Consider the following 26,695-nt stretch of genomic DNA (forward strand, 5'->3'; position numbering starts at 1 on the left):
CTCGGGTATGTATACCTGCCGGTAGCCAAACCCGGCCCACGTCAGGGGCCCGGGGAGGCAAACTCAACGGACACGCTGGACGAGGGGACTGACGAGACAGTGGCACTGTTCGAGTCGATGCACAATCCGGAAGCGCTCAAGAAGCTCCCGGCCGGTCAGCTCCCTGCGCTGGCACAGGAGATCCGGGACTTCCTGGTCGACTCCTGCTCCCAGACCGGCGGGCACCTCGGCCCCAGCCTCGGCGTCGTCGAGCTGACCATAGCGCTGCACCGGGTCTTCGACTCACCGAAGGACCCCATCCTCTTCGACACCGGCCACCAGGCCTACGTGCACAAGGTCCTCACCGGCCGCCACGACTTCACCAACCTCAAGTCCGAGGGCGGCCTGTCCGGCTATCCCTCGCGCTCCGAGTCCGAGCACGACTTCGTCGAGAACTCCCACGCCTCCACCTCCCTGTCCTACGCCGACGGCATGGCCAAGGCCAACGAGGTTCGGGGCCACAAGGACCGCACCGTGGTCGCGGTCATCGGCGACGGCGCCCTCACCGGCGGCATGTCCTGGGAGGCCCTCAACAACATCGCCGCGCGCAAGGACCGCCGCCTGGTCATCGTGGTCAACGACAACGGCCGCTCCTACTCGCCCACGATGGGTGGACTCGCCGACCACCTGGCCTCCCTGCGCATGGCCCCCGGCTACGAGCAGGCTCTGGACCTGGCCAAGACCACCCTCAACCGCACCCCCGTGGTCGGCCAGCCCATCTACGAGGCGTTGCACGGCCTCAAGAAGGGCCTCAAGGACGCCATCCAGCCCCAGATGATGTTCGAGGACCTGGGCCTGAAGTACCTCGGACCCATCGACGGCCACGACGAGCAGACCCTGGAGAGGGCGCTGCGTCGTGCCCGCGACTTCGGCGGCCCGGTGATCGTGCACTGCCTCACCCAGAAGGGCAAGGGCTACGCCCCGGCCGAGAACCACGACGAGGACCAGTTCCACGCCCCCGGCCCCTTCGACGTGGCCACCGGCCAGGCCAAGCCCGGGCCCAAGGTCGTCAAGTGGACCTCCGTCTTCGCCGACACCATGGTGGAGCTCGGCGCCGAGCGCCAGGACGTGGTGGCCATCACCGCGGCCATGCTCCACCCCACCGGTCTCAACAAGTTCGCCGAGTCCTACCCGGACCGCACCTTCGACGTGGGAATCGCCGAGCAGCACGCCGCCACCGCCGCCACCGGCATGGCCATGAACGGCCTGCACCCGGTCGTGGCCGTCTACGCCACGTTCCTCAACCGCTGTTTCGACCAGGTACTCATGGACGCCGCCCTGCACCGCCAGGGCGTCACGTTCTGCCTGGACCGCGCCGGAGTCACCGGTAACGACGGCGCCAGCCACAACGGCATGTGGGACATGTCCATCCTCCAGGTGGTCCCCGGACTCCGCCTGGCCGCGCCCCGCGACGCCGAGCGCCTGCGTACCCTGCTGCGCGAGGCCGTGGCCGTCGAGGACGCCCCCACCGTCGTGCGCTACCCCAAGGGCGCGGTCGCCGAGCAGGTGGACGCGGTCGGCAAGGTCGGCTCCATGGACCTGCTGCGCCGCGCCGGCGACAACGGCCACTCCAAGGACCTGCTCATCGTGGGCGTGGGCTCCATGGCCCAGGTCGCCTGCGAGGTCGCGGACCGGATGGCCGCCCAGGGCCTCGGCGTCACCGTCGTCGATCCCCTGTGGGTCAAGCCGCTGGACGAGGCCCTGGTCGCCGAGGCCGTCGAGCACAGCGTCGTGGCGGTCATCGAGGACAACGGCCGCACGGGCGCCGTCGGCGACGCTGTGGCCCGGTTGCTGCGCGACCACGACGTCGACGTGCCGGTGCGCACGTTCGGCATCGCACAGGAGTTCCTGGACCACGCCAAGCGTGACGACATCCTGCGTGAGCAGGGACTGACGTCCCAGGAGCTGTCCCGCAAGCTCACCGAGACCGTCTCCCGCCGTACTGACGCGACCACCGACGAGTTGGCCGACGAGACCGCCTGAGCGGACACCGGCCACGCGGCCGCCGGCCGACACCGGCAGCCCGGGAGGGCCCCGGGCTGCCAGAATGGGTACATGGCCTCTCGCGAACCTGAGCAGCAGCCCACCGAGGACGTCGAACCGCTCCGCGTGGCCGTGATCGGTTCCGGTCCGGCCGGCGTCTACACCGCCGACGCCCTCACCCGGCAGCAGCGCGTGCCCGTCCGGGTCGACGTCATGGACCGCCTGCCCACCCCCTACGGGCTGGTGCGCTACGGCGTCGCGCCCGACCACACCAAGATCAAGGGCGTGGCCCGGGCACTGCGCGGGGTTCTGGAACACCCCCACGTGCGCTTCGTCGGCGGGATCGAGTTCGGCACCGACCTCACCCGCGCCGACCTGGCCAGGACCCACCACAGCGTCGTCTACGCCACCGGAGCCAGCGTGGACCGACGCCTGGGGGTGCCGGGGGAGGACCTGCCCGGCAGCGTCGCCGCCACCGACTTCGTCAACTGGTACTGCGGCCATCCCGACACCGAGCTGGAACGGTTCGTGCTCGACGCCGAGGAGGTCGTCGTGGTCGGGGCGGGCAACGTCGCCCTGGACGTGGCCCGCATCCTCGCCAAGACGGCCGACGAGCTGCGCCACACCGACATCCCGCAGCCGGTCCTGGACGCGCTCGCCGCCAGCCGCGTGCGCACCGTGCACCTGCTGTCCCGCCGGGGCCCGCTCCAGGCCAAGTTCACCGCGCCCGAGCTGCGCGACCTGCTCGCCCTTCCCGGCGCGGACGTGGTCGTGCGCGCCGACCAAGTCGACATGGACCCCACCGCCGTGGGTACCGGGGCTCCCGAGCTGCGTGATGTCTCCCGTGCCGCGCGCACCAACCTCAGGCTCCTGCGGGAGCACGCGCAGCGCCGGCCCCAGGGGCGGCCCCGCGCCGTTCAACTGCACTTCTGGGCCCGACCACAGGAGTTCCTCGGCGAGGACCGTGTGACCGGTGTGCGCGTGGAGGCCACACGCCTGGACGACGACGGGCGTCTGAGGGGAACCGGCGGGACCACCGATCTGCCCGCCGGGATGGTGCTGCGCTCAGTGGGGTACGCGGGCGTCCCGCTGCCCGGGGTCCCCTTCGATCCCGAGGGGCGTACCGTCCCGCAGGAGCAGGGCCGGGTCCTGGACACCGACGGCCGCGTGGTCCGGGGCGACTACGTCGCCGGGTGGATCAAGCGGGGCGCAACCGGGGTGATCGGCACCAACAAGTCCGATGCCGCCGGGACGGTCCGCTCCCTGCTGGAGGACGCTGAGACACTGCGTGCGGCCGCCCCGGACCTGGTGCCGCTTGAGACGGTGCTGGACGAGCGCGGGCTCGCGTACAGCGGCTACGAGGACTGGTTGCGCATCGACACCGCCGAGGCCGATCAGGCCGTGGAACTGGACCGGGGGGAACGGGTCAAGCTTCACGGCTGGGAGGCCTACCGCAGGGTGCTCAGGTGACCTGGTCGGGGTCGGCGTCGTAGGTGTTGCAGCCGCCCATGGTCGGTTCCGACCAGCCCTGGTCCAGCCAGAACGCCCGGTTGCCGGCGCTGCCGTGTGTGTCGAGGTCCCCGCCGTTGTTGAGGTTGGCGTTGACGGCCTCCAGCGCGTTCTCGTCCGCGCCGGTGAGCCCGCGCAGGCCCACCCCGGCCATGCACTCGGCCTGGAGCTCGGTCCGGCGGATCGTGTCCAGTTCGTCGTTCTCGCTCTCGGCGCTCCAGCGCAGTTCGTGTGAGATGTTGAGGATGCCGGTGACGTGCTGCACGTGGTGGCCGTACTCGTGCCCCATCAGGGCGAGCCAGACGTCCTCGCGGTGCTGGGAGGGGATCTGGGCGCCCATGTGGCGCACGCTGGGCAGTACGACGGTGATACGGGCCAGGTCGCTCTCGTAGTAGGCGAGCGTGTAGCCCTCCTCGGTGTCAGCGTCGGGGGAGTCCCGGGTGACGGTGAACTCGGGGGTCTCGCCGGACAGGCCCATCTCCTCCATCGTCGGTGCCCACAACTCGTCCAGACAGACTCCGGCGGCGGTCGCGAACTCCTCCCAGGATTCGTCCGAGCCCATGTCCAGCTCTGGGACCTGGCAGTCGACCGCTTCCGGCCTGGCCGCGTCGTAGAGAGGATGGCCGACCAGGTCGACCTCCACCTCGTTCGGCCGCGCGGCCAGCCGGTCGTCGTAGAGCTCGGACAGGTCGGTGCCGTTGGGTTGGGGCTCCTCGCGGGGGGTGGTGACGACCATGAGGATGCTCGCGGCCAGTGCGACGAGGGAGATCACGGCGGCCACGGAAGAGCCGATCATGACACCCAGGCCGCGGCGGCGCGGCCGCGCCGCCGCGTAGGGCTGGCCCCACGGCTGGCCCGGCTGCTGCCACCCGGCTCCCGGATGCGCGCCGGGCTGGACGGGGCGGGGGCCGGTGAAGGGCGGTGCTTGGGGGACGGCGTTGTGGGGCACGGGTGTCCCCGTCGCCCGCACGCCGTACGCGCCGGGGGATCCAGGGGCGCCGGGGGAGTGCTGAGGGCCGGGCGCCCCGTAACCAGGCCGCCCGTACTGGCCGGCCTGACCGTACGGGCCGGGCTGGGCGCCCTGGCCCGGGCCGGGGGCCGGGGCCCCTCCCCGGACCGGAGGCCGCGCCGTCTGCGGGTGGGGAGGGCGCTGGTGTTCTGTGGGGCGCTGGTCGTACGGCGGGCCACCAGGCCCACTGGTTCCGTCGCCACTGGTTCCGTCAGGGCCGCCGACGGGTCGGGGGTCTCCGGGGTCGGGCTGTTCGGGACGGGGGGCCTCGCCCCCGGGCCACTCACCGCCGGGTCGGTTCTCCACGGGGTCCATCCTCGCTATCGTGCCGCAGCACGCCGGGCTGGGCCGCATCCGCCTGGGGCGAATCCGGCAAGAGTCACAGACCTCCAGTATGGGGCTTAATCAGGCGGACTTATGGTAACCGAACTACTACTTTCCGGAGGTTGATAGCGCACCCCGAGGCCTGTCAGTACGTTCTGAAGCTCGGACTCGAAGAGTGGTTCCATGGCGCGCATCACGAAGTTCAGATGTTCGAACACCTCCATGCACACGACCCCGTACAGCCGCACCCAGCACGTGCTGAGCACCATGACCGCCTCCACCGGGATGTGCGGGGCCGAGAAGCCGCAGGTGTCGGCGAAGGCGCGTAGCTCGCGGGCCAACTCGGGCGTGATGCGGTCCCCGTCGGGCAGCGGGAAACGCTCCTCGGTCAGCAGTCGGTCGAAGAGCGTGTAGAAGGTCGCGCCGAAGCGCCGCCCGGCCTCCAGTGCCGGTGTGATGTCGGTCTCGGGGGCCAGGCGCACGCGAGGGCCGAACATGGTGGCGAACTCGGCCCGGTGCGTGACGGCCCAGGACCGGAAGGCTCGCAGCGAGGTGAGGATGCGCAGGTCGGTGTCCTCGGCGGGCACGCTGGCGTCGGCGGCGGCCACCGCGCCGGCCAGCTCCCCGAACATGTCCGCGGTGATGAGGACCAGCAGCGAGTCGATGCCCGAGACGTAGCGGTACAGCCCCGGGGCGGTCATGCCCATCTCCCGGGCGATGGCGCGCAGGGACACCCCGGCGGCTCCGTGCTCGACCAGGTGCTGGCGGGCGATCCCCTTGATCTCCGCGAGTGTGGCCTCGCGCACACGCTCGCGGCGGCTCGGCTTCCCGGCACCCAGGCCCAGCTGCGGTTTCGTCATCTGCTGCGGTACACCCCGTCTCAGGCGCCGGGTCAGGGCGCCGTGGTCCTCGTCGACGATATTGACATCGTAATGCCCGCACGTTTTAGTGAACACCGTTAGCAAACACCGTTAACGGGTGTGAGGCCCGTTTCCTGAAGGGGCGGCGTATGCCGACACGTACGGGGTTTTTCGGGCGGATCGGGCTGGGGGCCCACCGCTTCCGCTGGGCGGTCCTGGTCGCCACCGCGCTCTTCGCCGTCTTCGCCGCCGTCTGGGGCTCGGGGGTCTTCTCCGACGTCAGCGAGAGCGGGTTCGAGGATCCCGACTCCGAGTCCGCGCGGGCCACCCGCGTCCTGGAGGAGGAACTGGGGCACGACGACGTCGACATCGTCGCCGTCTACCGCAGCGACGAGCTGAAGGCTGACAACCCCACCTTCGCCGCGGCCGTCCAGCGCATCGCCGACGGTATGCCCGAGGACGCGGTCGACGACTTCGACCTCTACCTCGACGAGGAGCTCGGCGAGACCGAGCGCGGCATGCTCGTGGCCGAGGACATGCACGCCGTCTACATCCCCGTGACCCTCAGCGGCCAGTCCCACGCCGACCGCCTCCACCAGTACGAGGAGGTCGCCGAACACCTGTCCTCCAGCAACCTGGAGACCTACCTGGGCGGTTCGGTCGCCATCGAGCACGAGCTGTCGGAGACCGCCGAGAGCGACGTCGTCCGCGCCGAACTCATCACCCTGCCGATCCTGCTGGTCCTGCTCATCGTGATCTTCGGCGGCCTGATCGCGGGCCTGGTCCCACTCGCGGTGGGAGGTCTGGCCATCCTCGGCTCACTGACCCTCCTGCGGGCCCTGACCCACGTCACCGACGTGTCGGTGTTCGCGATCAACGTCTCCACCATCCTGGGTCTGGGGCTGGCCATCGACTACGGGCTGTTCATGGTCAGCCGCTTCCGCGAGGAGCTGGGCCGGGGCCGGGGTACGGCCGACGCCGTGCGCCGCACCGTCGACACCGCCGGGCGCACCGTGGCCTTCTCCGGCGTCACCGTCGGCATCGCCTTCGCGGGACTGCTGTTCTTCCCCCAGCCCATCCTCAAGTCGATCGGCTGGGGCGGTATCGCCGTCGTGGTGTTCGACCTCCTGGCCGCGCTCGTCTTCCTGCCCGCGCTGATGGCCGTGGTCGGCCACCGGATCGACAGCCTCAGACTGCCGCTGCCCCGCCGCACCGTCACCGGCACCGTGCACGAGAGCGCCGGGGCCTGGTGGCGTCTGGCACGCACCGTCATGCGCGGTCCCGCGGTGTCCCTGGTCGCGGTCGGCGGCATCCTGCTGGTCTTCAGCTCCGGCCTGTTCTCCACCGAGCTCGGCTCCACCGACCAGCGCTACCTTCCCTCCGACGCCGGAACCCGGATCGCCACCGAGTCGGTGTCGGAGGACTTCCCCGCGGGCGGTCTGGGCAGGCTCAACGTCGCCGTGCTCGGAGAGACCACCGGTGGGGCCCTGGAGGAGTACGCCGGGCGCCTGGGCGACCTGCCCGGGGCCTCCCTCGCCAGCGTGGAGCGCACCGGCGACGGCATCGCCCACGTCATGGTCGCCTACGAGGGCGACTCCGACTCCCCGGAGGTCAGCCGGCTGGTGAGCGGCGTACGCGACGAACCGCTTCCCGAGGGCGCGCGGGAGAGCCTGGTCGGCGGCGTGGCCGCCATGCAACAGGACAACGTGGCGGCGATCGTCGACGCGGCGCCCATGACCGTGGGATTCATCGCCGTGGCGACCCTGCTCCTGCTGTTCCTGGCCTTCGGGTCGGTGGTCCTGCCCGTCAAGGCGGTGCTCATGGGCGCGCTTTCCCTGGGTGCGTCCCTGGGCGTGGTGGTCTGGGGCTTCCAGGAGGGCGCCTTCGCCGAACTGCTCGGCTTCGACGCCGTGGGCACGATCGACCCCACCTACCTGGTGCTGATCACCATCGTGGCGTTCGGCCTGGCGATGGACTACGAGCTGTTCCTGCTCAGCCGCGTGCGTGAGGAGTACCTGCGCACCGGGGACAACACCCGCTCGGTGGCGGCGGGGCTCCAGCACACCGGGCGGATCATCACCAGCGCGGCGATCCTGCTGATGGTCGTGCTCCTGGCGATGGGCACCTCGGGCCTGCTCTTCCTGAAGATCATCGGCATCGGCCTGGCCATCGCGGTGCTCGTGGACGCCACCCTGGTCCGCGCGGTGATGGTGCCCGCCACGATGCGCCTGCTCGGCAGCGCCAACTGGTGGCTGCCCCGGCCCCTGCGCTGGCTGCACGACCGGATCGGCATCTCCGAGGGCGGCGACACCGACGGGGCCCCCGCGGCCGCGCACGACGCGGGGGAGAGGCGGCGGGAGCATGCCGGGGTGTGACCGCTCCTCCGTTACCGGGCCCCCGGACCCCCGGGCGGGCCCGGGTCACGCGTCGAAGAGCTGGTCGATGTGGGAGATGGTGGCGACTCGGTCGAGCCAGGTGTCGAGTTCCTCATGAGCGCGGCATTCGCTGACGCGCTTGTGCGCTTCCTCGGGTACGTCGATACCGCGTGCGGAGAGGAAGCGAAGAATGGCCTTGGCCTCTCCCCTGGCTTCCAGGCTCTCGGTCCAGGCGCTGCTGTACTCGTACGTGTCAGTCATCATGAGTTCCTCCAGTGCCATCTGTCCCTCGGTCCTCGCGAGCAGGTTCAGGGTGAATCCGATGTACTTCGTGGCCCTCTCCTGGTCGATCGAATCCAGGCCGTGTGCGGGGCTTTCAGCACGTCCATATCCTGACCGCCGTGTGCGGCGGCGGACAGCACGCCCAGGAACGGGTGCCGCCCGACCTCCTCGGGATCGGTGATGACCGGGATTCCGGACGGTCCCACCACCAGGGGACGCAGCACGAAACCGGGGTGGCCGAGGGGGATCGGCCCGGCGTACCAGTCGGCCACGTACTTCGGCCAGGTGAAGTGTTTGCGCTCCTTCTCGTCGCGCTGGACCTCCACGACGACACCCATCAGCTTGTCGAGGGGGTCGGTCGGGCCGGGGCCGCGCAGCATGACCGCGACGTCGGAGCGGCGCTCGACGGGGTCCACGTGGCCGAGGTCGCACGAGGTGACCGCGCTTCTGCCGTAGTCGGGTGCGACCACCCCGAGGTCTCGCAGGAAGCCGACGGCTATCTCGGGAGCCTCGGCGAACAGCTCGGCGTAGACCTGGTGTTCAGCGGAGATTGCCACGAGCCGGACATTACACAGAGTCGCCAGGAGGGCCGAACATGTCCAGGCAGCAGAGCAGACCGCTGGTCCTGCACGTGGGGGGCGACGAGCTCGTCGTCCGGCGCCGCTACGAGGCCGAGAGCATCGTCAACGACATCCTGATCGCCCTGTGGTTCATCGCCGGAAGAGCATCATGTTCTCCTCCGAGGCCTGGACCACGGCGGGCACCTGGTGCTTCCTCGTCGGCAGCGTCGAGCTGCTGATCCGCCCGATGATCCGGCTGTTCAGACAGTTCCACATCCGGAGAGTCCGCTCCTCCGGCCGGGGCCCGGCCGGAGGGGAGTCCTCCCAGGACTTCTGACCGGGACACGAGACGGCGGGCCGGGAAGGACTAGAACGCCTTCGGGTCGCCCTCGTGGAACCGCTTGCCGTTCACGGCCTCGGACACCCCGGCCTTGTCCAGGTACGGGGTGATGCCGCCGGTGTGGAACGGCCAGCCCGCACCGGTGAGCAGGCACAGGTCGATGTCGGCGGCCTCGGTCACGACACCCTCGTCCAGCATGATCCGGATCTCCCGGGCCAGCGCGCGCAGCGCCCGGTCCAGGATCTCGCTCTCCTCGGACGGCTTGTCGCCGCCGCTGAGGAGCTTCTTCACCTCGGGGTCGATCGTGAGGTCCGGGGCGAAGATCTCCGTCTTGCCCGCCTTGACGATCTCGGCCAGTTCGGCGGAGACCGCGAAGCGGTCCGGGAACGCCTCGTGCAGGGTCTCGGACACGTGCAGCGCGACCGCCGGACCCACCAGCTGCAGCAGCATCAGCGGCGACATCGGCAGGCCCAGGGGCGCGACGGCGCGATCGGCGGCCTCGGGCTCGGTGCCCTCGCTGACGGCGGCCAGGACCTCACCCATGAACAGGGTGAGCAGGCGGTTGACCACGAACGCCGGGGCGTCCTTGCACAGCACCGCGGTCTTCTTCAGCGTCTTGGCGGTGGCGAAGGCCGTGGCCAGGGTCGCCTCGTCCGTCTCCTCACCGCGGACGAGCTCCAGCAGCGGCAGGACCGCGACCGGGTTGAAGAAGTGGAAGCCCACGACCCGCTCGGGGTGCTTCAGATCGGCGGCCATCTCGGTGATCGACAGCGAGGAGGTGTTGGTGGCCAGGACCGCCTCGGGGGAGACCACGGCCTCCACCTCGGCGAACACCTGCTTCTTGACCTCCAGCTTCTCGAACACGGCCTCGATGACGAAGTCGGCGTCGGAGAAGGCGTCCTTGGTCAGCGAGCCGGTCACCAGGGCCTTGAGGCGGTTGGCCTTGTCGCCGTTGATCCGGCCCTTGTCCAGGAGCTTGTCGATCTCGCCGTGCACGTAGGCCACGCCCTTGTCCAGGCGCTCCTGGTCCAGGTCGGTCATGACGACCGGTACGTCCAGGCGGCGGGCGAACAGCAGCGCCAGCTGACCGGCCATCAGGCCGGCGCCGACCACGCCGGCCTTGGTGACCTTGCGGGCCAGCGACTTGTCCGGGGCGCCCGCGGGGCGCTTGGCGCGCTTCTGTACCAGGTCGAACGCGTACAGCCCGGCCTTGAGCTCGTCGCTCATGATCAGGTCGGCCAGCGCGTCGTCCTCGGCGGCGAAGCCCTCGTCGCGCGTGCGGGTCTTCGCCTCGGCGACCAGCTCGACCGCGCGGACCGGGGCCGGAGCGGCGCCGTGCAGCTTGCCCTCGACGGTGAACCGGGCCATGTTGACCGCGTTGTCCCAGGCCTCGCCCTTGTCCACCTCGGGGCGCTCGACCACGACGTCGCCCTTGACGACCTTGGCCGCCCAGCGCAGCGACTCCTCCACGAAGTCGGCGGGCTCGAACATCGCGTCGGCGATGCCCATCTCGAAGGCCTGCTCGCCCTTGGTCATCTTGTTCTGGGCGAGCGGGTTGTCGACGATGACCTTGAGGGCCTTCTCGGCGCCGATCAGGTTCGGCAGCAGGTAGGTGCCGCCCCAGCCGGGGACCAGGCCCAGGAAGGCCTCGGGCAGCGCGACCGCGGGAACGCCCGAGGAGATGGTGCGGTAGGTGCAGTGCAGCGCCACCTCCACGCCGCCGCCCATGGCCGCGCCGTTGACCAGTGCGAAGGTCGGCACGTCCAGTTCGCCGAGCTTGCGGAACACGTCGTGTCCCAGCTTGCCGATGGCGTGTGCCTGCTCGCGGTTCTGGAGCGCCGGGACGCCGGTCAGGTCCGCGCCCACGGCGAAGATGAACGGCTTGCCGGTGACGGCCACGGCCACGATGTCGGTGCGTGCCTTGGCGGCCTCGATCGCCGCGTCCAGGCTCAGCAGCCCACCGGGGCCGAAGGTGTTGGGCTTGGTGTGGTCGTGCCCGTTGTCCAGCGTGATCAGGACCGCGGTGCCCGCACCGTAGGGGAGTTCGACGTCACGGGAGAGCGCTTTGGTGACGACCTCGTCGCTGAAGAGCTCTGAAAGAGAACTGTGACGCGAAGCGTCTCCGTTGAGGGTGGTGGCGGGTGACGGGCGGGATTCCTCGATCGGCATGCTCACTTGCCCCCCTCGTAGTTGGTGTTCTCCCACAGGATGGTTCCGCCCATGCCCATGCCGACGCACATGGTGGTCAGGCCGTAGCGGACGTCGGGGCGCTCGGCGAACTGGCGCGCGAGCTGCATCATCAGGCGCACGCCCGAGGAGGCCAGCGGGTGGCCCACGGCGATGGCGCCGCCCCACGGGTTGACGCGGGCGTCGTCGTCGGCGAGGCCGAAGTGCTCCAGGAAGGCCAGCACCTGCACGGCGAAGGCCTCGTTGATCTCGATGAGGCCGATCTCGTCCATCGAGATGCCCTGGCGGGCGAACAGCTTCTCGGTGGCCGGGACCGGGCCCACGCCCATGACCTCGGGGTCCACACCGGCGAAGGAGAAGTCCACCAGGCGCATCCTGGCGTCCAGCCCCAGGTCCTCGGCCACGTCCTCGGCGGCCAGGAGGGCACCGGTGGCGCCGTCGTTGAGGCCGGCGGCGTTGCCGGGCGTCACGTTGCCGTGCGCGCGGAACGGGGTCTTCAGGCTCGCCAGCGACTCCATGGTGGTGCCGGGCCGCGGGGGCTCGTCCTGGGTGGCCAGTCCGTAGCCCTGCTCCAGGGAGCGGACCAGGACCTCGACCAGGTCGTCCTGGAGCTTGCCGTCGGCGTAGGCCTTGGCGGTCTTCTCCTGGCTGCGCACCGCGTAGGTGTCGGCGCGCTCCTTGGTGATGGACGGGAACCGGTCGTGCAGGTTCTCGGCGGTGTTGCCCATGACCAGCGCGGACGGGTCCACGAGCTTCTCGGACAGGAAGCGCGGGTTGGGGTCGACCCCCTCTCCCATGGGGTGGCGTCCCATGTGCTCGACACCGCCTGCGATAACCACGTCGTAGGCACCGAAGGAGATGCCTGCGCCGGAGGTGGTGACGGCGGTGAGCGCACCGGCGCACATGCGGTCGATGGCGTAGCCGGGGACGCTGCTGGGGAGTCCGGCGAGGATCGCGGCGCTGCGCCCGATCGTCAGGCCCTGGTCGCCGATCTGGGTGGTGGCGGCGATGGCGACCTCGTCGACGCGCTCCGCGGGCAGGCCCGGGTTGCGGCGCATCAGTTCGCGGATCACACGTACGACCAGGTCGTCGGCACGTGTCTCGGCGTAGAGGCCCTTGCCAGACTTGCCGAACGGGGTACGGACCCCATCGACAAACACGACATCGCGGGCAGTTCGCGGCACGATTGCCCCTCCTTCTCCAAGGGGTGAGTGGACTGTTCCGTCCATGCTACTCGCCAGTAACAACTTGTGCGAGCGACGCGGCCGGAACTTCGGCCAGGGATGGAAGTCAGGGTGGATCCACCACTATCGGCGGTTGCCCCGTACTCCCGGTGCGCGGTTGGCTTGGCGCGGATTTCATGAGGAAAACGACACCGGGGGAGATCCGTGGCAGATACGGACAGACCGAACACGCGCCACTCGGCGATGCTCCGCACCGCGCCCAGGGCACCCCTGCGCCGACTGTGGGAGCACGCCCGGCCGCACTGGCGCGTGCTCCTCCTGGGCGGGGCGCTCACCTTTCTGGGCGGCGCCACCAGCCTGGCCCAGCCCCTCGTGGCCAAGTACGTCATCGACGCCCTCGGCGCGGACGAGCCCATCCTCGGCCCGGTCCTGGTCCTGTCCGCCGTCATCCTCAGCGGCGCGGTCATCGGTGCCCTGGGCGCCTTCCTGCTGGAGCGCACCGGTCAGAGCGTCGTACTCGGGGTGCGCCGCAGCCTCGTGGGCAGCCTGGTGCGGCTGCGCGTGGCCGAGGTCGACCGCCTCAGGCCCGGCGACCTCGTCGCCCGTCTGACCGCGGACACCACGCTGCTGCGCACCGTCGCCACCAGCGGCATCACCAACCTGTTCACCAGCGCCGTGCTGCTGGTCGGCGGCATCGTGGTCATGGCGGTGCTCGACTGGTTCCTGTTCCTTGTCGCCGCCGGGATGGTCGTCGTGGTCGGACTGCTCATGGGCGTGGTCCTGCCCAGGATCGGTGCCGCGACACAGGCCGCCCAGGCCGCGCTCGGCGAGATGGGGTCGCACCTGGAACGTGTCTTCGGAGCCTTTCGTACCGTCAAGGCATCCTCCGCCGAGGAGGCCGAGACCGCCCGTCTGGACGCCGCCGCCGTGGAGTCCTGGCGCAAGGGCGTGGCGGTGGCCGGGTGGACGGCCGTGTCGGGCACCACGGCCTGGCTGGCGGTCAACGTCGCCTTCCTGGCCATCCTCGCCGTCGGAGGGGGCCGTGTGGCCGCCGGAGAGCTGCCCGTCTCCTCCCTCATCGCCTTCCTGCTACTGCTCTTCTACCTCATGGAGCCGATCAGCACCCTGGTGAGCTCGGCGACCGAGCTTCAGACCGGCCTGGCCGCCGTACACCGCGTGGACGAGGTCTCCGACCTGGAGCGGGAGGACACCCGTGCCGGCGCCGCGCCCGCCGTGGCGGGGGACCGTCCCGCCTCGCTCGTCTTCGACGACGTCACCTTCCGCTACCACCCCGACCTGCCGCTGGTGCACCATGGGGTGAGCTTCGAGGCGGCCGGGGCCGGGCTCACCGCCCTGGTCGGTCCCTCCGGAGCGGGTAAGACCACCGTGTTCTCCCTGGTGGAGCGGTTCTACGACGCCACCTCCGGCAGCGTGCGCCTGGACGGTACCGACGTGCGCGAGTGGCCCTTGCAGGCTCTGCGCGCCCAGGCCGGCTACGTCGAGCAGGACGCGCCGGTCCTGGACGGCACCCTGCGTGAGAACCTGCTCATGGCCGCCCCGGGCGCCACCGACGAGGACCTGACCCGGACCGTGCACCGCGCCCGTCTGACCGATCTGGTCTCCCGCCTGCCCGAGGGCCTGGACCACGCCATCGGGCACCGGGGCGTGACGATCTCCGGTGGGGAACGCCAACGGGTGGCCATCGCCCGTGCCCTGCTGCGCCAGCCCCGGCTGCTGCTGCTGGACGAGGCCACCTCCCAACTGGACGCGGCCAACGAGGGCGCCCTGAAGGAGGTCATGCTGGAGGCCGCCCGCCACACCAACGTCGTCGTGGTGGCGCACCGGCTGTCCACGGTCACCAGCGCCGACCGGATCGTGGTCATGGACACCGGGCGGGTCCGCGCCGTGGGCACCCACGAGGAACTGGTGGCCGTCGACGGGCTCTACCGGGAACTCGCCGCCGGACAGCTCCTCACCGCCGTGCCCGACGACGCCCCCTGACACGCCTCGGGGCCGGAGGTCGACCCCCGGCCCCGAGCTCTGGTCCCCGACCACGTCCTACAGCAGCGCCTTGGCCTCGCGGTGACGGCCGGCGGCGTTGTAGGCACCGGCCAGGTCGCGGCGCAGCCGCAGGGTCAGCCGCCGCACATCCGGGTCGCCGGAGGAGTTCAGCGCCACCCGGTAGGCCTCGCGCAGTACCTCCGCCGCCTCGTCGGCACGGCCCGCCTGGGTGTAGGCGCGGCCCAGCCGGTGGTGCACCGTCAGGGTGTCCAGATGGCCTTTTCCCATCCGGCGGCGCCGCCCGGCCAGCACCATCCGCAGCTGTGTGATCGCGTCATCGTAGCGCCCGGACATGCTCTGCGCCGCGCTCAGCCCCAGCCGCAGCTCCTCGCGGCGCTCGGTCAGGGTCACGTCCTCGATGGCACGCTCATAGTGCACCACGGCCGCGTCCAGACGCCCGCTGCGCCGGTAGCAGACCGCCAGGCGCATACGCGCCTCCACCGTGTCCTCGTCCCCGGAACCGAACTGGCGCTCGCGTTCGCGCAGCAGCGTCTCCCACTGTCCCGAGGCGTCCGCGGGTCGACCGGCGTCCTCGTAGGCCCAGGCCAGGTTCTCCCGGATGATCTCGGTACGCGGGTGCTCGTCGCCGAAGACCTCCACCGCCTCGGCCAGCGCCAGCTCGAACTGCTGCACGGCCGCCTGACGACGCCCCATCTGCGCGTACTTGGTCGCCAGGTTGTTGCGTGCGGTGATCGTGTCCGGATGCTCGGTGCCCAGCCGCTCCACCAACGAACGCAGCGTTCGCTCCAGGGAGGCGGCCCGCATCCCGGCGGTGGGCGCGGGAACGGGTGCGCTGTCCGCCCCGGACGCCTCGGCGTCCGGCTCCTTCGCGGCCGGTGCCTTCTCCCGTTCCTCGGACAGGGGCAGCGACTCGGTGGGCGCTCCCACCGAGGCCGGGCTCGGTACGGACACCGCGGTCGGCCGCTCCACGGGCTGCTCCTCGCGCGTGGGCGCGCTGGTATCGGCTGAACGGGTCCTGGACGCACCCGTCAGCCCGGTCTCGCGCAGCAACGCACGCCAGAACGTCAGCACACTCACCACTTTCCCCTGCTCGCGCACCGAGGCTCGCGGCCTGCGGTGTGACTCCCGTCGGATAACGCCTTGGTATCACAAGGCACATTTCTATAACTTAATCGGACAGGAGGCTATGGAACAGGCATCAACCGCTTCTATGGGGCGGTGAGTTCAGTCACCTCTGGTGTTGATCGGATGAAAAGGGGGTAAAAGTCGATCCTTCTCGACGCCGCGGGCTACGCCTCCTCGGCACCGCGCAGCGCTGTGGCCAGGGGCTCCGAGGTCAGTCCGACCTGCCATTCCCGGGCCCCCCGCTCACGCAGGAAAGCCCCCACCGTGTCGGGGTCCACAGTCTGTGGCGGCGCCCACGCCAGACGGCGGACCGTGTCGGGCAACAGCAGGTTCTCGGTCGGCATCACGACGTCCTCCGCGATCCCCGTGACCGTGGCCCGGGCGGCCTCCAACCGGCGTGCCGCCTCCGGTGCCCGGTCCGCCCACCGGTTCACCGGCGGCGGGCCGTCACCCGGGGCGTTGGGCCGGGGCAGTTCGGTCTGCGCCATGTCCCGGGTCCGGTTGACCGCCTTGATCCACGTGGTCAGGTAGCGCCGCGCCAGCTTGATCCCGAACTGCCGGATGTCGGCCAGCTCCGCCGTGGTGCGCGGCATGGCCGTCGCCGCCTCCACGATCGCCGCGTCCGGCAGCACCCGCCCGGGCGAGATGTCCCGCTCCTGGGCGATGCGGTCACGCTCGTACCACAGCTCGCGCACGGCGGCCAGAGCGCGCTGGTTGCGCACGCGGTGGATGCCCGAGGTACGCCGCCAGGGGTCGGGGCGCGGCTCCTTGGGCGGAGCGGCCAGGACCGAGGCGAACTCCTCGCGGGCCCATTCCAGCTTCCCGGTCTCCTCCAGCTCCGACTCCAGGGCGTCCCGCAGCTCGATGAGGATCTCCACGTCCAACGCCGCGTACCGTAGCCAGTCCTCCGGCAGCGGACGCTGCGACCAGTCCACGGCCGAATGCTCCTTGGCCAGCCGGACATGCAGTATCCGCTCCACCATGAAGCCCAGGCCGACCCTCTGGTATCCCAGCAGCCGCCCGGCCAGCTCGGTGTCGAACAGCAGCTGGGGACGCAGGTTGACCTCGGTCAGGCAGGGCAGGTCCTGGTGCGCCGCGTGCAGCACCACCTCGGCGTCGCCCACGGCATCGCTCAGCTTGCCCAGGTCCGGGCAGGCGATGGGGTCGATCAGCGCCGACCCCGCCCCCTCGCGGCGCAGCTGTACCAGGTAGGCCCGCTGCCCGTACCGGTAGCCGGAGGCCCGTTCGGCGTCCACCGCCACGGGACCGGTTCCGGCGGAGAGCGCCGCGACCACACCGGCCAGCGCGTCGGCGTCGGAGGTGACCTCGGGTAGGCCCTCGCGCGGTTCCCGCAGCAGGGGCGCCCTTTCAGCGTCGTCGTTGCCTGGTTCCCGGGGTTCTGTCTTGGAGTTCAACGCGTTCGCCACACCACTACGGTATGCGCTGTCGCTACTGGACGCGGATTCGGGCCGTTCGGGCGGCCCGGTCAGGGCCGGGAGCGCTGTCTGGCGATGTCGGTGACGTCCAGCGGGGGCAGCCCCGCGGCGGAGGCCAGCAGCGCCAACCACGCGTTGACGTGTCCCGAGAGGTCGTCGGACTCCGGTGTCCACGAGGCTCGCATCTCCACCTCGGTGGTGGCGCCCTGGTCCGCCTTCGTACCGAAGCCCTCGGTGGTGGCCCGGGTGACCGTGCCGCTGAGTGTGTGGTGTGTGGTGCCGCCGGCGTCCAGGGCGTCGGTCAGCCAGCTCCAGGCGACCGGTCCGAGCAGCGGATCGGTCGCGATCTCCGATTCGAGTTCGGAGTTGACCTGGCAGACCACCCGGAACGGTCCGGGCCAGTCGCGGGTGTTCTCGGGGTCGTAGAGCACGATGAGCCGTCCCCAGGCGACCTCTTCGCCGTGCACGGTCACCTCGGCCGAAACGGCGGCGGAGTGGGGTGCCAGCCGCTGGGGGGCGGGGATCTCCCGGACGGTGATCTCGGGGCGCAGTAGGGGTGAGCGCAAGGCCTCGACCGCTCGCCGGAACGTCTCGTGTTCGTCCTCGGCGTTACCGACATCGGGCATGGTGGAAACGTCAGCCTTCATTCTGGGGTGGTCACGTCTCGGCGGGGGGTCGTCTGGACATGCTCCGACCTCCCCGCCACAGGCAAGATGGTGGGCACGTCAAAGACCGTGGCACGAGTCACGGGCCGCGAGTCGGAGTTCGCCCGGCGTGTCGGTGTTTTGTGATGATCTTGGGACCAGCCCGCCGCCAGGCGCGCCGGTTTGCGCCAGATCTGCCGCGGGGAAGCGGCGGCCCGGATTCGGCGATCCGAGTGGGAGCACCGGAGAGGGCATGGCACGATCGAGGAGTGACGCTGCAAGAATCTCCATTCCTCCGTGCCTGCCGGCGCCTTCCTGTGTCCCATACACCGGTGTGGTTCATGCGCCAGGCCGGGCGTTCCCTGCCCGAGTACCGACGGGTCCGCGCCGACGTACCGATGCTTGAGGCGTGCGCGCGCCCCGACATGATCACCGAGATCACCATGCAGCCGGTGCGCCGCTACGACGTCGATGCCGCGATCTTCTTCAGCGACATCGTCGTCCCGCTCAAGGCCATCGGCATCGACCTGGACATCAAGCCCGGGGTCGGTCCCGTGGTCGCCGATCCGATCCGGGACGCGACCGGCATCAAGCGGCTGCGTGAGATCGAGCCCCAGGACCTGCCCTATGTGACCGAGGCGGTGGGCCAACTGGTCGGTGAGCTGGGCGACAAGCCCCTCATCGGCTTCGCGGGAGCCCCGTTCACCCTGGCCTCCTACCTCATCGAGGGCGGACCGTCCAAGAACCACGAGCACACCAAGGCGCTCATGTACGGCGAGCCCGAGTTGTGGGACGAGATGATGCGCCGCCTGGCCACCATCACACTGGGCTTCCTGCGCACCCAGATCGAGGCGGGTGCCAGCGCCGTGCAGCTCTTCGACTCCTGGGTGGGCGCCCTGAGCGCCGAGGACTACCGTGCCTCGGTGCTGCCCTACACCTCGTGGATCTTCGGCCAGCTCAGCCAGTACGAGGTGCCGCGCATCCACTTCGGGGTGGGTACGGGCGAGTTGCTCGGTCTGCTCAGCGAGGCCGGTGCCGACGTCGTGGGCGTGGACTGGCGCGTGCCGCTGGACAAGGCGGCCCAGCGCGTCCAGCCGGGCACCGCGCTCCAGGGCAACCTGGACCCGGCGACCCTGTTCGCGCCGTGGGAGGTCGTCGCCGAGCGCACCCGCGACATCCTGTCCCGGGGGCGGGCCGCGGACGGCCACGTCTTCAACCTGGGACACGGGGTGCTGCCCAGTACCGACCCGGACGTGCTTCAGCGGCTCACCGAGTTCGTGCACGAGGAGACCTCCGCCTGAGTCGGGCCCCGCGCACCCGCGCACAGCTCTTACTCCGCCCCCGCGTCCTGGTATGCCCGGGCCCCTGACACCGACGGCGCCCGGCCCCTTCCGAGGGACCGGGCGCCGCTGCGTGTACTGGGGTGCCTCTGAGCGCTTTCGCCGGTATCCGCGGAGTCGGAGCGGCCCGAAAACACGTCCTACTCCTCCGGAGGCTCCTTCCCGGGGCCGCCGGACCCCTGTTCGGCCTCGGAGCCCGAGCCCTCCGGGGCCCCGCCCCCGGGCGCGCCCTCCCCGGAGGCGCCGTCCTCGCCAGTGGTCGCCACAGCCGTGGAACCGCCGCCTCGGCGCGAGCGGTACCACCACAGCGGCCCCGCGCCCAGTACGGCGGCGACCACCAGGAAGGGCAGCAGCCATCCCACGACCACGGCGACGCTCTGGCCGAACGAGACCAGCGCGCGCCAGCCGCGGTCCAGGCCGCCAAGGAAACCGATGGAATCCTCGGACGGCTCCTCCAGGTAGGTCTTCGGGGGCCTCAGGGCCAGGTTCACCGTCGAGTACGCCGTCTGGTTGCGCAGCGTCTCCAGACGCGCCTGGAACGCCTCCAGTTCCGACTGGCGTGTCTGGATCTCGTTCTCCACCCGCAGCAGGTCGTCGACGTCCTCCGCTTCCTCCAAGTAGCCGCGCAGCGTCTCCAGGGCCGCCTCGGAGGACTCGATGCGGCTCTCGACGTCGGCCACCTCCTCGGTGACGTCCTCCACCGAGCGCTCCAGGCTGGACCGGTCGCCCAGCTCCGCCAGGCGGTCCAGCGCCCCTTCGTAGTCGTCGCCCGGGATGCGCAGCGTCAGGGAGCCCTCGGGAGCGCTGCCCTGAGGTGTGGAGACGTTCTCGGAAGCGATGTAGCCGCCCGTTTCCAGGGTCAGCTCCTTGGCGCCCTCGACCGCCTCGGACACGTCGTCGACCCGTACCGTCAGGTCGGCGGTGTGGACCAGCCGCCGGTCGCCGACCTCCACGTCAGAGCCGACGTGCGAGCCGTCGCCCTCCTCGGCGGCCTGCCCCCCGCCGCCGCGCGCATCGGCCTCCTCCGGGGCGGCGCCCGCGAAGTCCTCGGACTCCGCCGGGGCGAGGGCGGCGGACTCATCGGCGGATCCGGCGCCGGAACCGCCGCAGGCCGTGGCCATCAGGACGGCCATGGCCGCGGAGAACACCGTTCCGACGATCCTGCGCGTCGGGGGGAACGCTGAAGTAACCATGCCCCTTCGACGTTTCCCGGCCCAGGACCGTTTCCGCCGTGGGGGTAACGACCGGACAACAGCGGACTGGCCGGGCATCCGCCGTGGGCGCGACCCAGATCACCGGACGTCGAAGGGGATGGCGAATCCCGGTGGCCCACATCATCTGGGAAGCTTGGGGTATGCCTGAAGCACCGCACGTCGTCGTGGTCGGAGGCGGGGTCTCCGGACTCACCGCCGCGCACCGCCTCACCGGCCTGGGCGCCTCCGTAACCGTGTTGGAGGCCGCCGACGCCCCGGGGGGCAAACTGCGCGCCTCGCCGGTGGCCGGGGTGTCCGTCGACGCGGGCGCCGAAGCGGTGCTCGCCAGACGCCCCGAGGCGCTCGACCTCTTCTCCGAACTGGGCCTGGACGAGCGCGTCGTGCACCCTGGCCCAGGATCCGCCGCCATCTACAGCCGCGGGCGGATGCGTTCCCTGCCCAAGGGACAGCTCATGGGCGTGCCCGGCGATCTGCGTGCGCTCGCCCGCAGCGGGGTGCTCTCCTGGGGTGGCAACCTGCGCGCCGGGCTCGACCTGGTGCGGCCCCGCACCCCGGTGCGCGGTGACGTGTCCGTCGCCGACTACGTGGGCACCCGGATGGGTCCCGAGGTCGTCGACCGCCTCGTCGAACCCCTCCTGGGCGGCGTGTACGCGGGCCGGGCCGACCGGCTCTCCCTGGACTCCACACTGCCGCAGATCGCACCCATGGCCCGCCACGACCGCTCCCTGATGCGCGCCGTGCACACCAGCCTCCGGGGCAGGGGAGCGGCGCCCACCAAGCCCGGTCCCGTCTTCGCCTCCCTGCGCGGGGGCGTGGCCGGGCTCGTCGGCGCGCTCGCTGAGCGCTACTCCGACAGCCTGCGCGTGGGCTCCAAGGTCCGTGCCCTACAGCAGCTCTCCGAGGGCTGGCGGGTCCACCTGGACAGCAGCGAGCGCGTCTCCTGCGACGCCGTCCTGCTGGCCTGCCCCGCCCCGGAGGCCTCCCGCCTGCTCACCGAGCACGCGCCCGGCGCCGCGCGGGACCTGCGCGGCGTCGAGTACGCCAGCATGGCCCTGGTGACCCTGGCACTGCCCGCCTCGGCCTTCCCCGAGCCGTCCACCGGCACCGGCTTCCTCGTTCCGGCGGGGGAGGGGCTCACGATCAAGGCCGCCACCTTCTCCAGTAACAAGTGGCCCTGGCTGGCCGATGAGCTGGCCCGGGCCAACCCCGGAGAGGACCTGGTGGTGCTGCGCTGCTCCATCGGCAGGTTCGGCGACGAGAAGGTGTTGGAGCGCTCCGACGAGGAGCTGACCCAGGCCGCCGTACGGGATCTGGCCACGGTCACGGGTATGGCCGGGACGCCCCTGGAGAGCCGGGTCACCCGGTGGGCCGACGGGCTGCCGCAGTACTCCGTCGGCCACGCGGACCTCGTCGGGCGCGCCCGTGCCGACGTCGCCCGCAGCCCGGGCCTCGGGGTGTGCGGTGCGGCCTACGGTGGCGTGGGGATCCCCGCGTGCGTCGCCGACGCCGGCCAGGAGGCCGAGCGCCTGGTCGGTGCTCTCAGGACGAACAGTCCCACCAGCGGCGGCGACGAGGCCGCCGGAACGAACCAGCAAGGAGTCAACCCGTGACGGGCCAGCAGAACGAAGCCGTCGGTCAGGACGGCACCGACCTCAACTCACTCATCCGCTACACCATGTGGTCGGTTTTCAGGGTCGAGGGACTCGACGGGGTCGACCGCGCCGCCGCGGCCGACGAGCTGAGCACGCTCTTCGACAAGGCCGCCGAGCAGGGGGTCCTCACCCGGGGCAGCTACGACGTCCAGGGCTTCCGGGCCGACGCCGACATCATGTTCTGGTGGGTGGGCGAATCCCCCGAGCAGGTCCAGGACATGTACACGTCCTTCCGCCGTACCCGGATCGGCCGGGCCAGCACCCCGGTGTGGTCGGTCGTGGGCCTGCACCGCCCCGCCGAGTTCAACCGCGGCCACGTTCCCGCCTTCATGGCCGGGGAGGAGCCGCGCGAGCACCTGTGCGTGTACCCGTTCGTGCGCTCCTACGAGTGGTACCTGCTGCCCGACGACGAGCGTCGCGCGATGCTCGCCGAGCACGGCCGCATGGCCGCTCCCTACCCGGACGTGCGCGCCAACACGGTGTCCTCCTTCGGCCTCAACGACTACGAGTGGCTGCTCGCCTTCGAGGCCGACGACCTGCACCGCATCGTGGACCTGATGCGTCACCTGCGCGGTGCCAAGGCCCGCCTGCACACCCGCGAGGAGGTGCCCTTCTACACGGGTCGCCGCAAGAGCGTCGCCGAGCTGGTCGACTCCCTGCCTTAGACGGCGGACGGCGCCTTCCGGGGTTCCACCCCGCTTCGCCCGCCCGTCGCCCCCGCCACCCTCGACGGGCGTCCGCGGCGCGGTCCCCCGTTGCCCAGGCGCCCACAGCGCATCATGACGAGCGCCCCGGAGGAACGTCCTCCGGGGCGCTCGTCATGCGGACCGTGTGTCAGTCCTGTCCCGCGGTGGCCCGCCGGGTGGCCAGGACGTAGAACGGAAGGGTGATGATGAAGCCCAGGACGGCGGCGCTCATCAGGTAGATGAGCGTCTGGCCCGCGGGCAGGCCCATGCCCCAGGCGGCCATCAGGGCGACCCCGACCGCCAGGAAGCCCAGCACCGCGTAGGCCTTGCGCCCCCGCGGTTTGGGGTACTCCATCCGGCTCACCATCAGCCAGGAGATGAGCAGCACCGCCGCCACGCCCGCTACCAGCGGCGGGTCGAGCAGGACCACCGTCACCACGGCCATGGCGCCGAAGGGGCAGGGCAGACCGGTGAAGTAGTTCGCGCCCGGCGCCTGGCAGGAGAACCGGGCCAGCCGCACGATGACCGCCAGCAGCACGGCGCCGCCCGCCGCCACCGGCAGCGCACCGGCGCCCTCGGCCTGCATGCTCCACACGACGAAGAAGAACGCCGGGGCGAACCCGAAGCTGATCACGTCGGCCAGGTTGTCCAGCTCCGCGCCCATGCCGCTGCCGCCCAGCCTGCGGGCCACCCGGCCGTCGAGCACGTCCAGTGCCGCCGCGACCAGCATCAGGCCCACCACCGTGGCCATGGCCGTGCGCGGCAGCGGCCCGGTGGCCCCGGAGGCCGCGTGCGCGGACTGGGCGGCCACGAGCGCCCACACAGCGAGGAAGCCGCACAGGGCGTTGCCGAGCGTCAGGTAGTCAGCCGGCCCCAGGCGGAGCCTGGGAACCTCCTCCTCGGGGGCGGAGGCGGCGCGTCCGGCCGCCAGGGCCCCGTCAGTCGGCGTCAAGGCGGGTTTCTCCGGCACGGACCTTCTGGCCGACCTCCACCGCCGGGGCGATCCCGGACGGAAGGTAGGTGTCGACCCTGGACCCGAACCGGATGAGCCCGATCCTCTCGCCTTGCTCGACCTTCTGCCCCGCAGCGAGATACGGGACGATACGCCTGACCATCGCGCCGGCGATTTGAACGACCGTGATCGCACCGATCTCGGTTTCAAGGGTCCAGATGACGCGCTCATTACGCTCGCTGTCCTTGTCGAATGCGGGGCGGAAACCGCCCGGGCGGTGCTCGACGCCTGTCACCACGCCGGCGAGTGGGGCACGGTTGACGTGCACGTTGAGGGGGTTCATGAACACCGCGACCCGGATGCGCCCGTCGGGTTGGGGCTCGATGCTCTGGACGACGCCGTCAGCCGCCGACAGCACCCGCCCGGTCGCCGGGCCCCGCTCGGGGTCGCGGAAGAACCAGGTCATCCCCGCCGTCAGGGCGACTGCCGAAGCGGCGAGCGCCGTACGGGCCCGGGAGCCCCGGGCGGCCAGCACGGCGGCTCCGGTGGCCCCGAGGGCGGGCAGCAGCCACGGGGCCGAACCCTGGGCCATGCCCCAGCGGGGCCGTGCCGCGGGCCGGTGGGAAACGGATGAGGAAGGTGAGTCGTCGGTCATCGAGCGCTTTCGTCGCGGGTCTGTCGGTTCGCCCGCACACCGGTTGCCGCTGTGAGGGTCGGCCCGGGGCTCCGGGTCGGATAGTGGGCGGGAAAACCCCGGTGGTCCGGTACTTTCCGCGCCGCGCCCCGCGGACCGACGCTGGGCCGGCCGTTGGCGCGCTGGATGTGATTATCCCTGATACCGCCGCGGGCGGGTCACGGTCGCACGATGGTACGCCGCCCGCGGGCGCGCGTCCGGCACCAGGATCGTATGACACCTACTCCTTCGGCTCCAGGGTGAGGGCCACGGAGTTGATGCAGTAGCGGGCGTCGGTGGGGGTGTCGTACCCCTCGCCGTAGAAGACATGGCCCAGGTGGGAGCCACAGGTGGCGCACTGCACCTCGGTGCGCACCATGCCCATGGAACGGTCCTCGTGCAGGACGACGGCGTCGGACTCGGCCGGGTCGTAGAAGCTGGGCCACCCGCAGTGGGAGTCGAACTTCTCATCGGAGCGGAACAGTTCGGTGTCGCAGCCCCGGCAACGGTAGACCCCGGTGGTCTTGGTGTCGACGTAGGCGCCGGTCCAGGGTTGCTCGGTGGCCGCCTGGCGCAGCACCGAGTACTCCTGGGCGTTGAGCCGTTCGCGCCACTCCTGGTCGGTCTGGGGAATGCCCTCGGCCCCGTCGCCGGTGTTCGGGGCCTGGTCCGCTGAGTCAGCCATGGCACGACGCTACCCCGAATCGGGTCTGAATGCCGCCTCGATATCTCCCGTGGCGGAACATCTCATATGGCGTGCGGGGTAGCGGAATCCTCCTTAGTGGTCATATACCCCTAACTTCGCCTGGAATGACGTTCGGTAATGGAAGCGGAGGGTACGGCTTAACCAGGGTCAGTGGTCGAACGGTGCACTTGAGGTAGGTGTGACATGGCCGTTACAGCTCAACAGGCACTCGGGGTAGGCAGACGACCGCTGCGCGTGGGCAGGATTCGATACGGACTGTGGTGGATCGATCAGATCACCACGGGTGCACGGTCGCGGGTGCGAGCCGTGGCGGGCGGACCGGCCGCGGCGGTCCGCGAGCTGCGCTGGGTCGCCGAACTCAGCGTCCGTGCCACGGTCTCGCAGATCGGCCATGCCAGGCCCTCTCCCTGGAGTGACCGCAAACTGCTGTTCTTCGCCACGGTGTTCGCCGTGTGCGCGTTGGCGGTCGCGCTTCTCCTGGGGTTCGGCATGGCGCGGTGGGCGATGACCAAGCCGGACTTCCTGCCCTTCGCCGCCGCGGGTGCGCTGGTGGTGGGACTCGTGCTCCTGCCGTTGGCGTACCTGGTGTTCGCCTCAAGGCGAGGCCATCACTGAGTCGGTCCGAGGCGGGAGGGGTGCCAGGAAGCACCCCTCCCGCCGTCTCGGCCGTCCGCCGCGCGTCGGGGAGCCTTGCTGCGCGCGTCGGCGGCGTTCCGCCTCAGGCGTCGAAGTCGTAGCTCAGTACGTACGCTGAGCCGTCCATGGTGATCTCGTTGAACTCCACCGGCCGGTGTTCGGCGTTCAGCGCTGTGCGCGCCATCTCCAGTACGGGGGTCCCGGGCGCCAGCTCCAGTTCCTGGCTCTCCTCGGGGGTGGGCATGCGTACCCGGATCTCCTCGGTGAAGTGGGCCGGTGCCTGTCCCAGTTCGGCCAGGCGCGCGTAGATCCCTCCCGGGCCGCTGTCGTGCTCCCGGAGGCGCAGGGCCGCCGCGGACCGCCCACCACCACTCTCCAGGACGGCCAGGGGCAGGTGCGATACCGCGTTCTGAACCGGCCGCCCGTCCACCAGGTAGCGGCGTGAGCGCCGCAGCACACCGGCCTCCTCGGTCAGTTCCAGCGCGCGTGCCACATGCTCCTCGGGCACGGCCTCGTCCACGCGCAGGCGGTCCACCTCGTACTCCCGGTCCTCGCTGTCGGTCTGCCAGATCGCGCGCCCGTTGCCCCACAGCTCCTTGGACAGGCGGCGGGCCCCGTGTCTTCGCACGGGCCGGAACCGGCGCACGTAGATGCCCGAGCCGCGCACGGCCACGGCCAGGCCCTCGTTGATCAGTACGGAGAGCGCCTGCCTCGCGGTCGCCCGTGCGACGCCGTGGCGTTCCATGAGGGCGTTCTCCCCGGGCAGGCGGTCGCCGTCGGCGTACCGTCCGGAGCGGATCTGTCCGCGCAGTCCCTCGGCTATCTCGCGATAGACCGGAGGGGATCCGTTTTCGGTCGGCACCACGTTCATCCTCTCGGCCGGGGGGCCAAGCCGGTAAGCCCCGTTAATACGGTGTGCACTGTGTCCAGTGGCGGTGTTTCCAGTGGATGACACAC

22 protein-coding genes and 1 pseudogene are annotated in these 26,695 nt (G+C 70.9%); 9 read left to right on the forward strand and 14 right to left on the reverse strand.

All coding sequences use genetic code 11. The features are described 5' to 3' along the window. Positions 1-99: 99 nt before the first annotated feature. Entirely contained in the window at positions 100-2,022 is a 1,923-nt protein-coding gene (dxs, locus tag AC0T5L_RS05015) for a 1-deoxy-D-xylulose-5-phosphate synthase (RefSeq protein ID WP_476164173.1), read from the forward strand. A gap of 72 nt (positions 2,023-2,094) precedes the next feature. Further along, complete coding sequence (locus AC0T5L_RS05020) at positions 2,095-3,492, forward strand: FAD-dependent oxidoreductase (protein ID WP_476164174.1); 1,398 nt, start codon at positions 2,095-2,097, stop codon at positions 3,490-3,492. Here the strand turns inward: AC0T5L_RS05020 and AC0T5L_RS05025 are convergent. Both AC0T5L_RS05025 and AC0T5L_RS05030 read right to left on the reverse strand, forming a co-directional pair. Then, the gene (locus AC0T5L_RS05025; RefSeq protein ID WP_476164175.1) at positions 3,485-4,480 is read right to left on the reverse strand and encodes a neutral zinc metallopeptidase; all 996 of its coding nucleotides are present in this window, start codon (positions 4,478-4,480) and stop codon (positions 3,485-3,487) included. The two genes, AC0T5L_RS05020 and AC0T5L_RS05025, sit on opposite strands and share 8 nt — an antisense overlap. Before the next feature lie 461 nt (positions 4,481-4,941). Next, complete coding sequence (locus AC0T5L_RS05030) at positions 4,942-5,724, reverse strand: TetR/AcrR family transcriptional regulator (protein ID WP_476164176.1); 783 nt, start codon at positions 5,722-5,724, stop codon at positions 4,942-4,944. 149 nt (positions 5,725-5,873) lie between these two features. On the opposite strand from AC0T5L_RS05030, the gene AC0T5L_RS05035 reads away from it, so the two are divergent. Then, on the forward strand, positions 5,874-8,099 hold the full coding sequence (locus tag AC0T5L_RS05035; RefSeq protein ID WP_476164177.1) for an MMPL family transporter: 2,226 nt from the start codon (positions 5,874-5,876) through the stop codon (positions 8,097-8,099). Between the two features lie 45 nt (positions 8,100-8,144). Here the strand turns inward: AC0T5L_RS05035 and AC0T5L_RS05040 are convergent, their stop codons facing one another. Then, positions 8,145-8,360 carry a hypothetical protein gene (locus AC0T5L_RS05040; RefSeq protein ID WP_476164178.1) on the reverse strand — a complete coding sequence of 72 codons (216 nt, stop codon included), beginning with the start codon at positions 8,358-8,360 and terminating at the stop codon, positions 8,145-8,147. 47 nt (positions 8,361-8,407) lie between these two features. Further along, positions 8,408-8,938: a hypothetical protein gene (locus AC0T5L_RS05045; protein WP_476164179.1), complete on the reverse strand. Its 531-nt coding sequence runs from the start codon at positions 8,936-8,938 to the stop codon at positions 8,408-8,410. A gap of 38 nt (positions 8,939-8,976) precedes the next feature. Between AC0T5L_RS05045 and AC0T5L_RS05050 the strand changes: the two are divergent. Then, positions 8,977-9,278 (forward strand): annotated as a pseudogene (locus tag AC0T5L_RS05050) (YrhK family protein). Positions 9,279-9,308: 30 nt separating this feature from the next. Here AC0T5L_RS05050 and AC0T5L_RS05055 read toward each other — a convergent pair. Together AC0T5L_RS05055 and AC0T5L_RS05060 are read right to left on the reverse strand one after the other, a co-directional pair. After that, positions 9,309-11,456 carry a 3-hydroxyacyl-CoA dehydrogenase NAD-binding domain-containing protein gene (locus AC0T5L_RS05055; RefSeq protein WP_476164180.1) on the reverse strand — a complete coding sequence of 716 codons (2,148 nt, stop codon included), beginning with the start codon at positions 11,454-11,456 and terminating at the stop codon, positions 9,309-9,311. Further along, positions 11,453-12,652 (reverse strand): thiolase family protein, encoded by a 1,200-nt coding sequence (locus AC0T5L_RS05060; RefSeq protein ID WP_476164181.1) that lies wholly within the window; start codon positions 12,650-12,652, stop codon positions 11,453-11,455. The genes AC0T5L_RS05055 and AC0T5L_RS05060 overlap by 4 nt, the downstream gene beginning before the upstream one ends. A gap of 243 nt (positions 12,653-12,895) precedes the next feature. Here AC0T5L_RS05060 and AC0T5L_RS05065 point away from each other — a divergent pair, with 243 nt between their 5' ends. After that, positions 12,896-14,653, forward strand: coding sequence for an ABC transporter ATP-binding protein (locus AC0T5L_RS05065; RefSeq protein WP_476164333.1), 1,758 nt, complete (start codon positions 12,896-12,898; stop codon positions 14,651-14,653). A gap of 57 nt (positions 14,654-14,710) precedes the next feature. Here AC0T5L_RS05065 and AC0T5L_RS05070 read toward each other — a convergent pair whose 3' ends face one another. From AC0T5L_RS05070 to AC0T5L_RS05080, 3 genes are all read right to left on the reverse strand, one after another. Continuing rightward, complete coding sequence (locus tag AC0T5L_RS05070; protein WP_476164334.1) at positions 14,711-15,742, reverse strand: tetratricopeptide repeat protein; 1,032 nt, start codon at positions 15,740-15,742, stop codon at positions 14,711-14,713. 221 nt (positions 15,743-15,963) lie between these two features. Then, positions 15,964-17,226 (reverse strand): HRDC domain-containing protein, encoded by a 1,263-nt coding sequence (locus tag AC0T5L_RS05075; RefSeq protein WP_476164182.1) that lies wholly within the window; start codon positions 17,224-17,226, stop codon positions 15,964-15,966. 59 nt (positions 17,227-17,285) lie between these two features. Further along, positions 17,286-17,861, reverse strand: coding sequence for a DUF3000 domain-containing protein (locus tag AC0T5L_RS05080; protein WP_476164183.1), 576 nt, complete (start codon positions 17,859-17,861; stop codon positions 17,286-17,288). Positions 17,862-18,154: 293 nt separating this feature from the next. Here AC0T5L_RS05080 and hemE point away from each other — a divergent pair, with 293 nt between their 5' ends. After that, complete coding sequence (gene hemE / locus AC0T5L_RS05085; protein ID WP_476164335.1) at positions 18,155-19,180, forward strand: uroporphyrinogen decarboxylase; 1,026 nt, start codon at positions 18,155-18,157, stop codon at positions 19,178-19,180. A 179-nt stretch (positions 19,181-19,359) separates the two neighbouring features. On the opposite strand, the gene AC0T5L_RS05090 is transcribed toward hemE, so the two are convergent. After that, positions 19,360-20,412 carry a DUF4349 domain-containing protein gene (locus AC0T5L_RS05090; protein WP_476164184.1) on the reverse strand — a complete coding sequence of 351 codons (1,053 nt, stop codon included), beginning with the start codon at positions 20,410-20,412 and terminating at the stop codon, positions 19,360-19,362. Between the two features lie 161 nt (positions 20,413-20,573). On the opposite strand from AC0T5L_RS05090, the gene hemG reads away from it, so the two are divergent. After that, positions 20,574-22,043, forward strand: a complete 1,470-nt coding sequence (hemG, locus tag AC0T5L_RS05095; protein WP_476164185.1) for a protoporphyrinogen oxidase — start codon at positions 20,574-20,576, stop codon at positions 22,041-22,043. Further along, on the forward strand, positions 22,040-22,750 hold the full coding sequence (gene hemQ, locus AC0T5L_RS05100; protein WP_476164186.1) for a hydrogen peroxide-dependent heme synthase: 711 nt from the start codon (positions 22,040-22,042) through the stop codon (positions 22,748-22,750). The genes hemG and hemQ overlap by 4 nt, the downstream gene beginning before the upstream one ends. A gap of 169 nt (positions 22,751-22,919) precedes the next feature. On the opposite strand, the gene AC0T5L_RS05105 is transcribed toward hemQ, so the two are convergent. From AC0T5L_RS05105 to msrB, 3 genes are all read right to left on the reverse strand, one after another. Beyond that, positions 22,920-23,723, reverse strand: a complete 804-nt coding sequence (locus tag AC0T5L_RS05105; protein ID WP_476164187.1) for a CDP-alcohol phosphatidyltransferase family protein — start codon at positions 23,721-23,723, stop codon at positions 22,920-22,922. Further along, positions 23,710-24,378: a phosphatidylserine decarboxylase gene (locus AC0T5L_RS05110; RefSeq protein ID WP_476164188.1), complete on the reverse strand. Its 669-nt coding sequence runs from the start codon at positions 24,376-24,378 to the stop codon at positions 23,710-23,712. The genes AC0T5L_RS05105 and AC0T5L_RS05110 overlap by 14 nt, the downstream gene beginning before the upstream one ends. A gap of 259 nt (positions 24,379-24,637) precedes the next feature. Continuing rightward, positions 24,638-25,081, reverse strand: coding sequence for a peptide-methionine (R)-S-oxide reductase MsrB (gene msrB / locus AC0T5L_RS05115; protein WP_476164189.1), 444 nt, complete (start codon positions 25,079-25,081; stop codon positions 24,638-24,640). Positions 25,082-25,285: 204 nt separating this feature from the next. Between msrB and AC0T5L_RS05120 the strand changes: the two genes are divergently transcribed. Then, positions 25,286-25,717 carry a hypothetical protein gene (locus AC0T5L_RS05120; protein ID WP_476164190.1) on the forward strand — a complete coding sequence of 144 codons (432 nt, stop codon included), beginning with the start codon at positions 25,286-25,288 and terminating at the stop codon, positions 25,715-25,717. A gap of 103 nt (positions 25,718-25,820) precedes the next feature. Here AC0T5L_RS05120 and AC0T5L_RS05125 read toward each other — a convergent pair whose 3' ends face one another. Continuing rightward, positions 25,821-26,609, reverse strand: coding sequence for a GntR family transcriptional regulator (locus AC0T5L_RS05125; protein ID WP_476164191.1), 789 nt, complete (start codon positions 26,607-26,609; stop codon positions 25,821-25,823). Between the last annotated feature and the right edge of the window lie 86 nt (positions 26,610-26,695).

This window comes from Nocardiopsis sp. TRM 82005 (assembly GCF_056312425.1).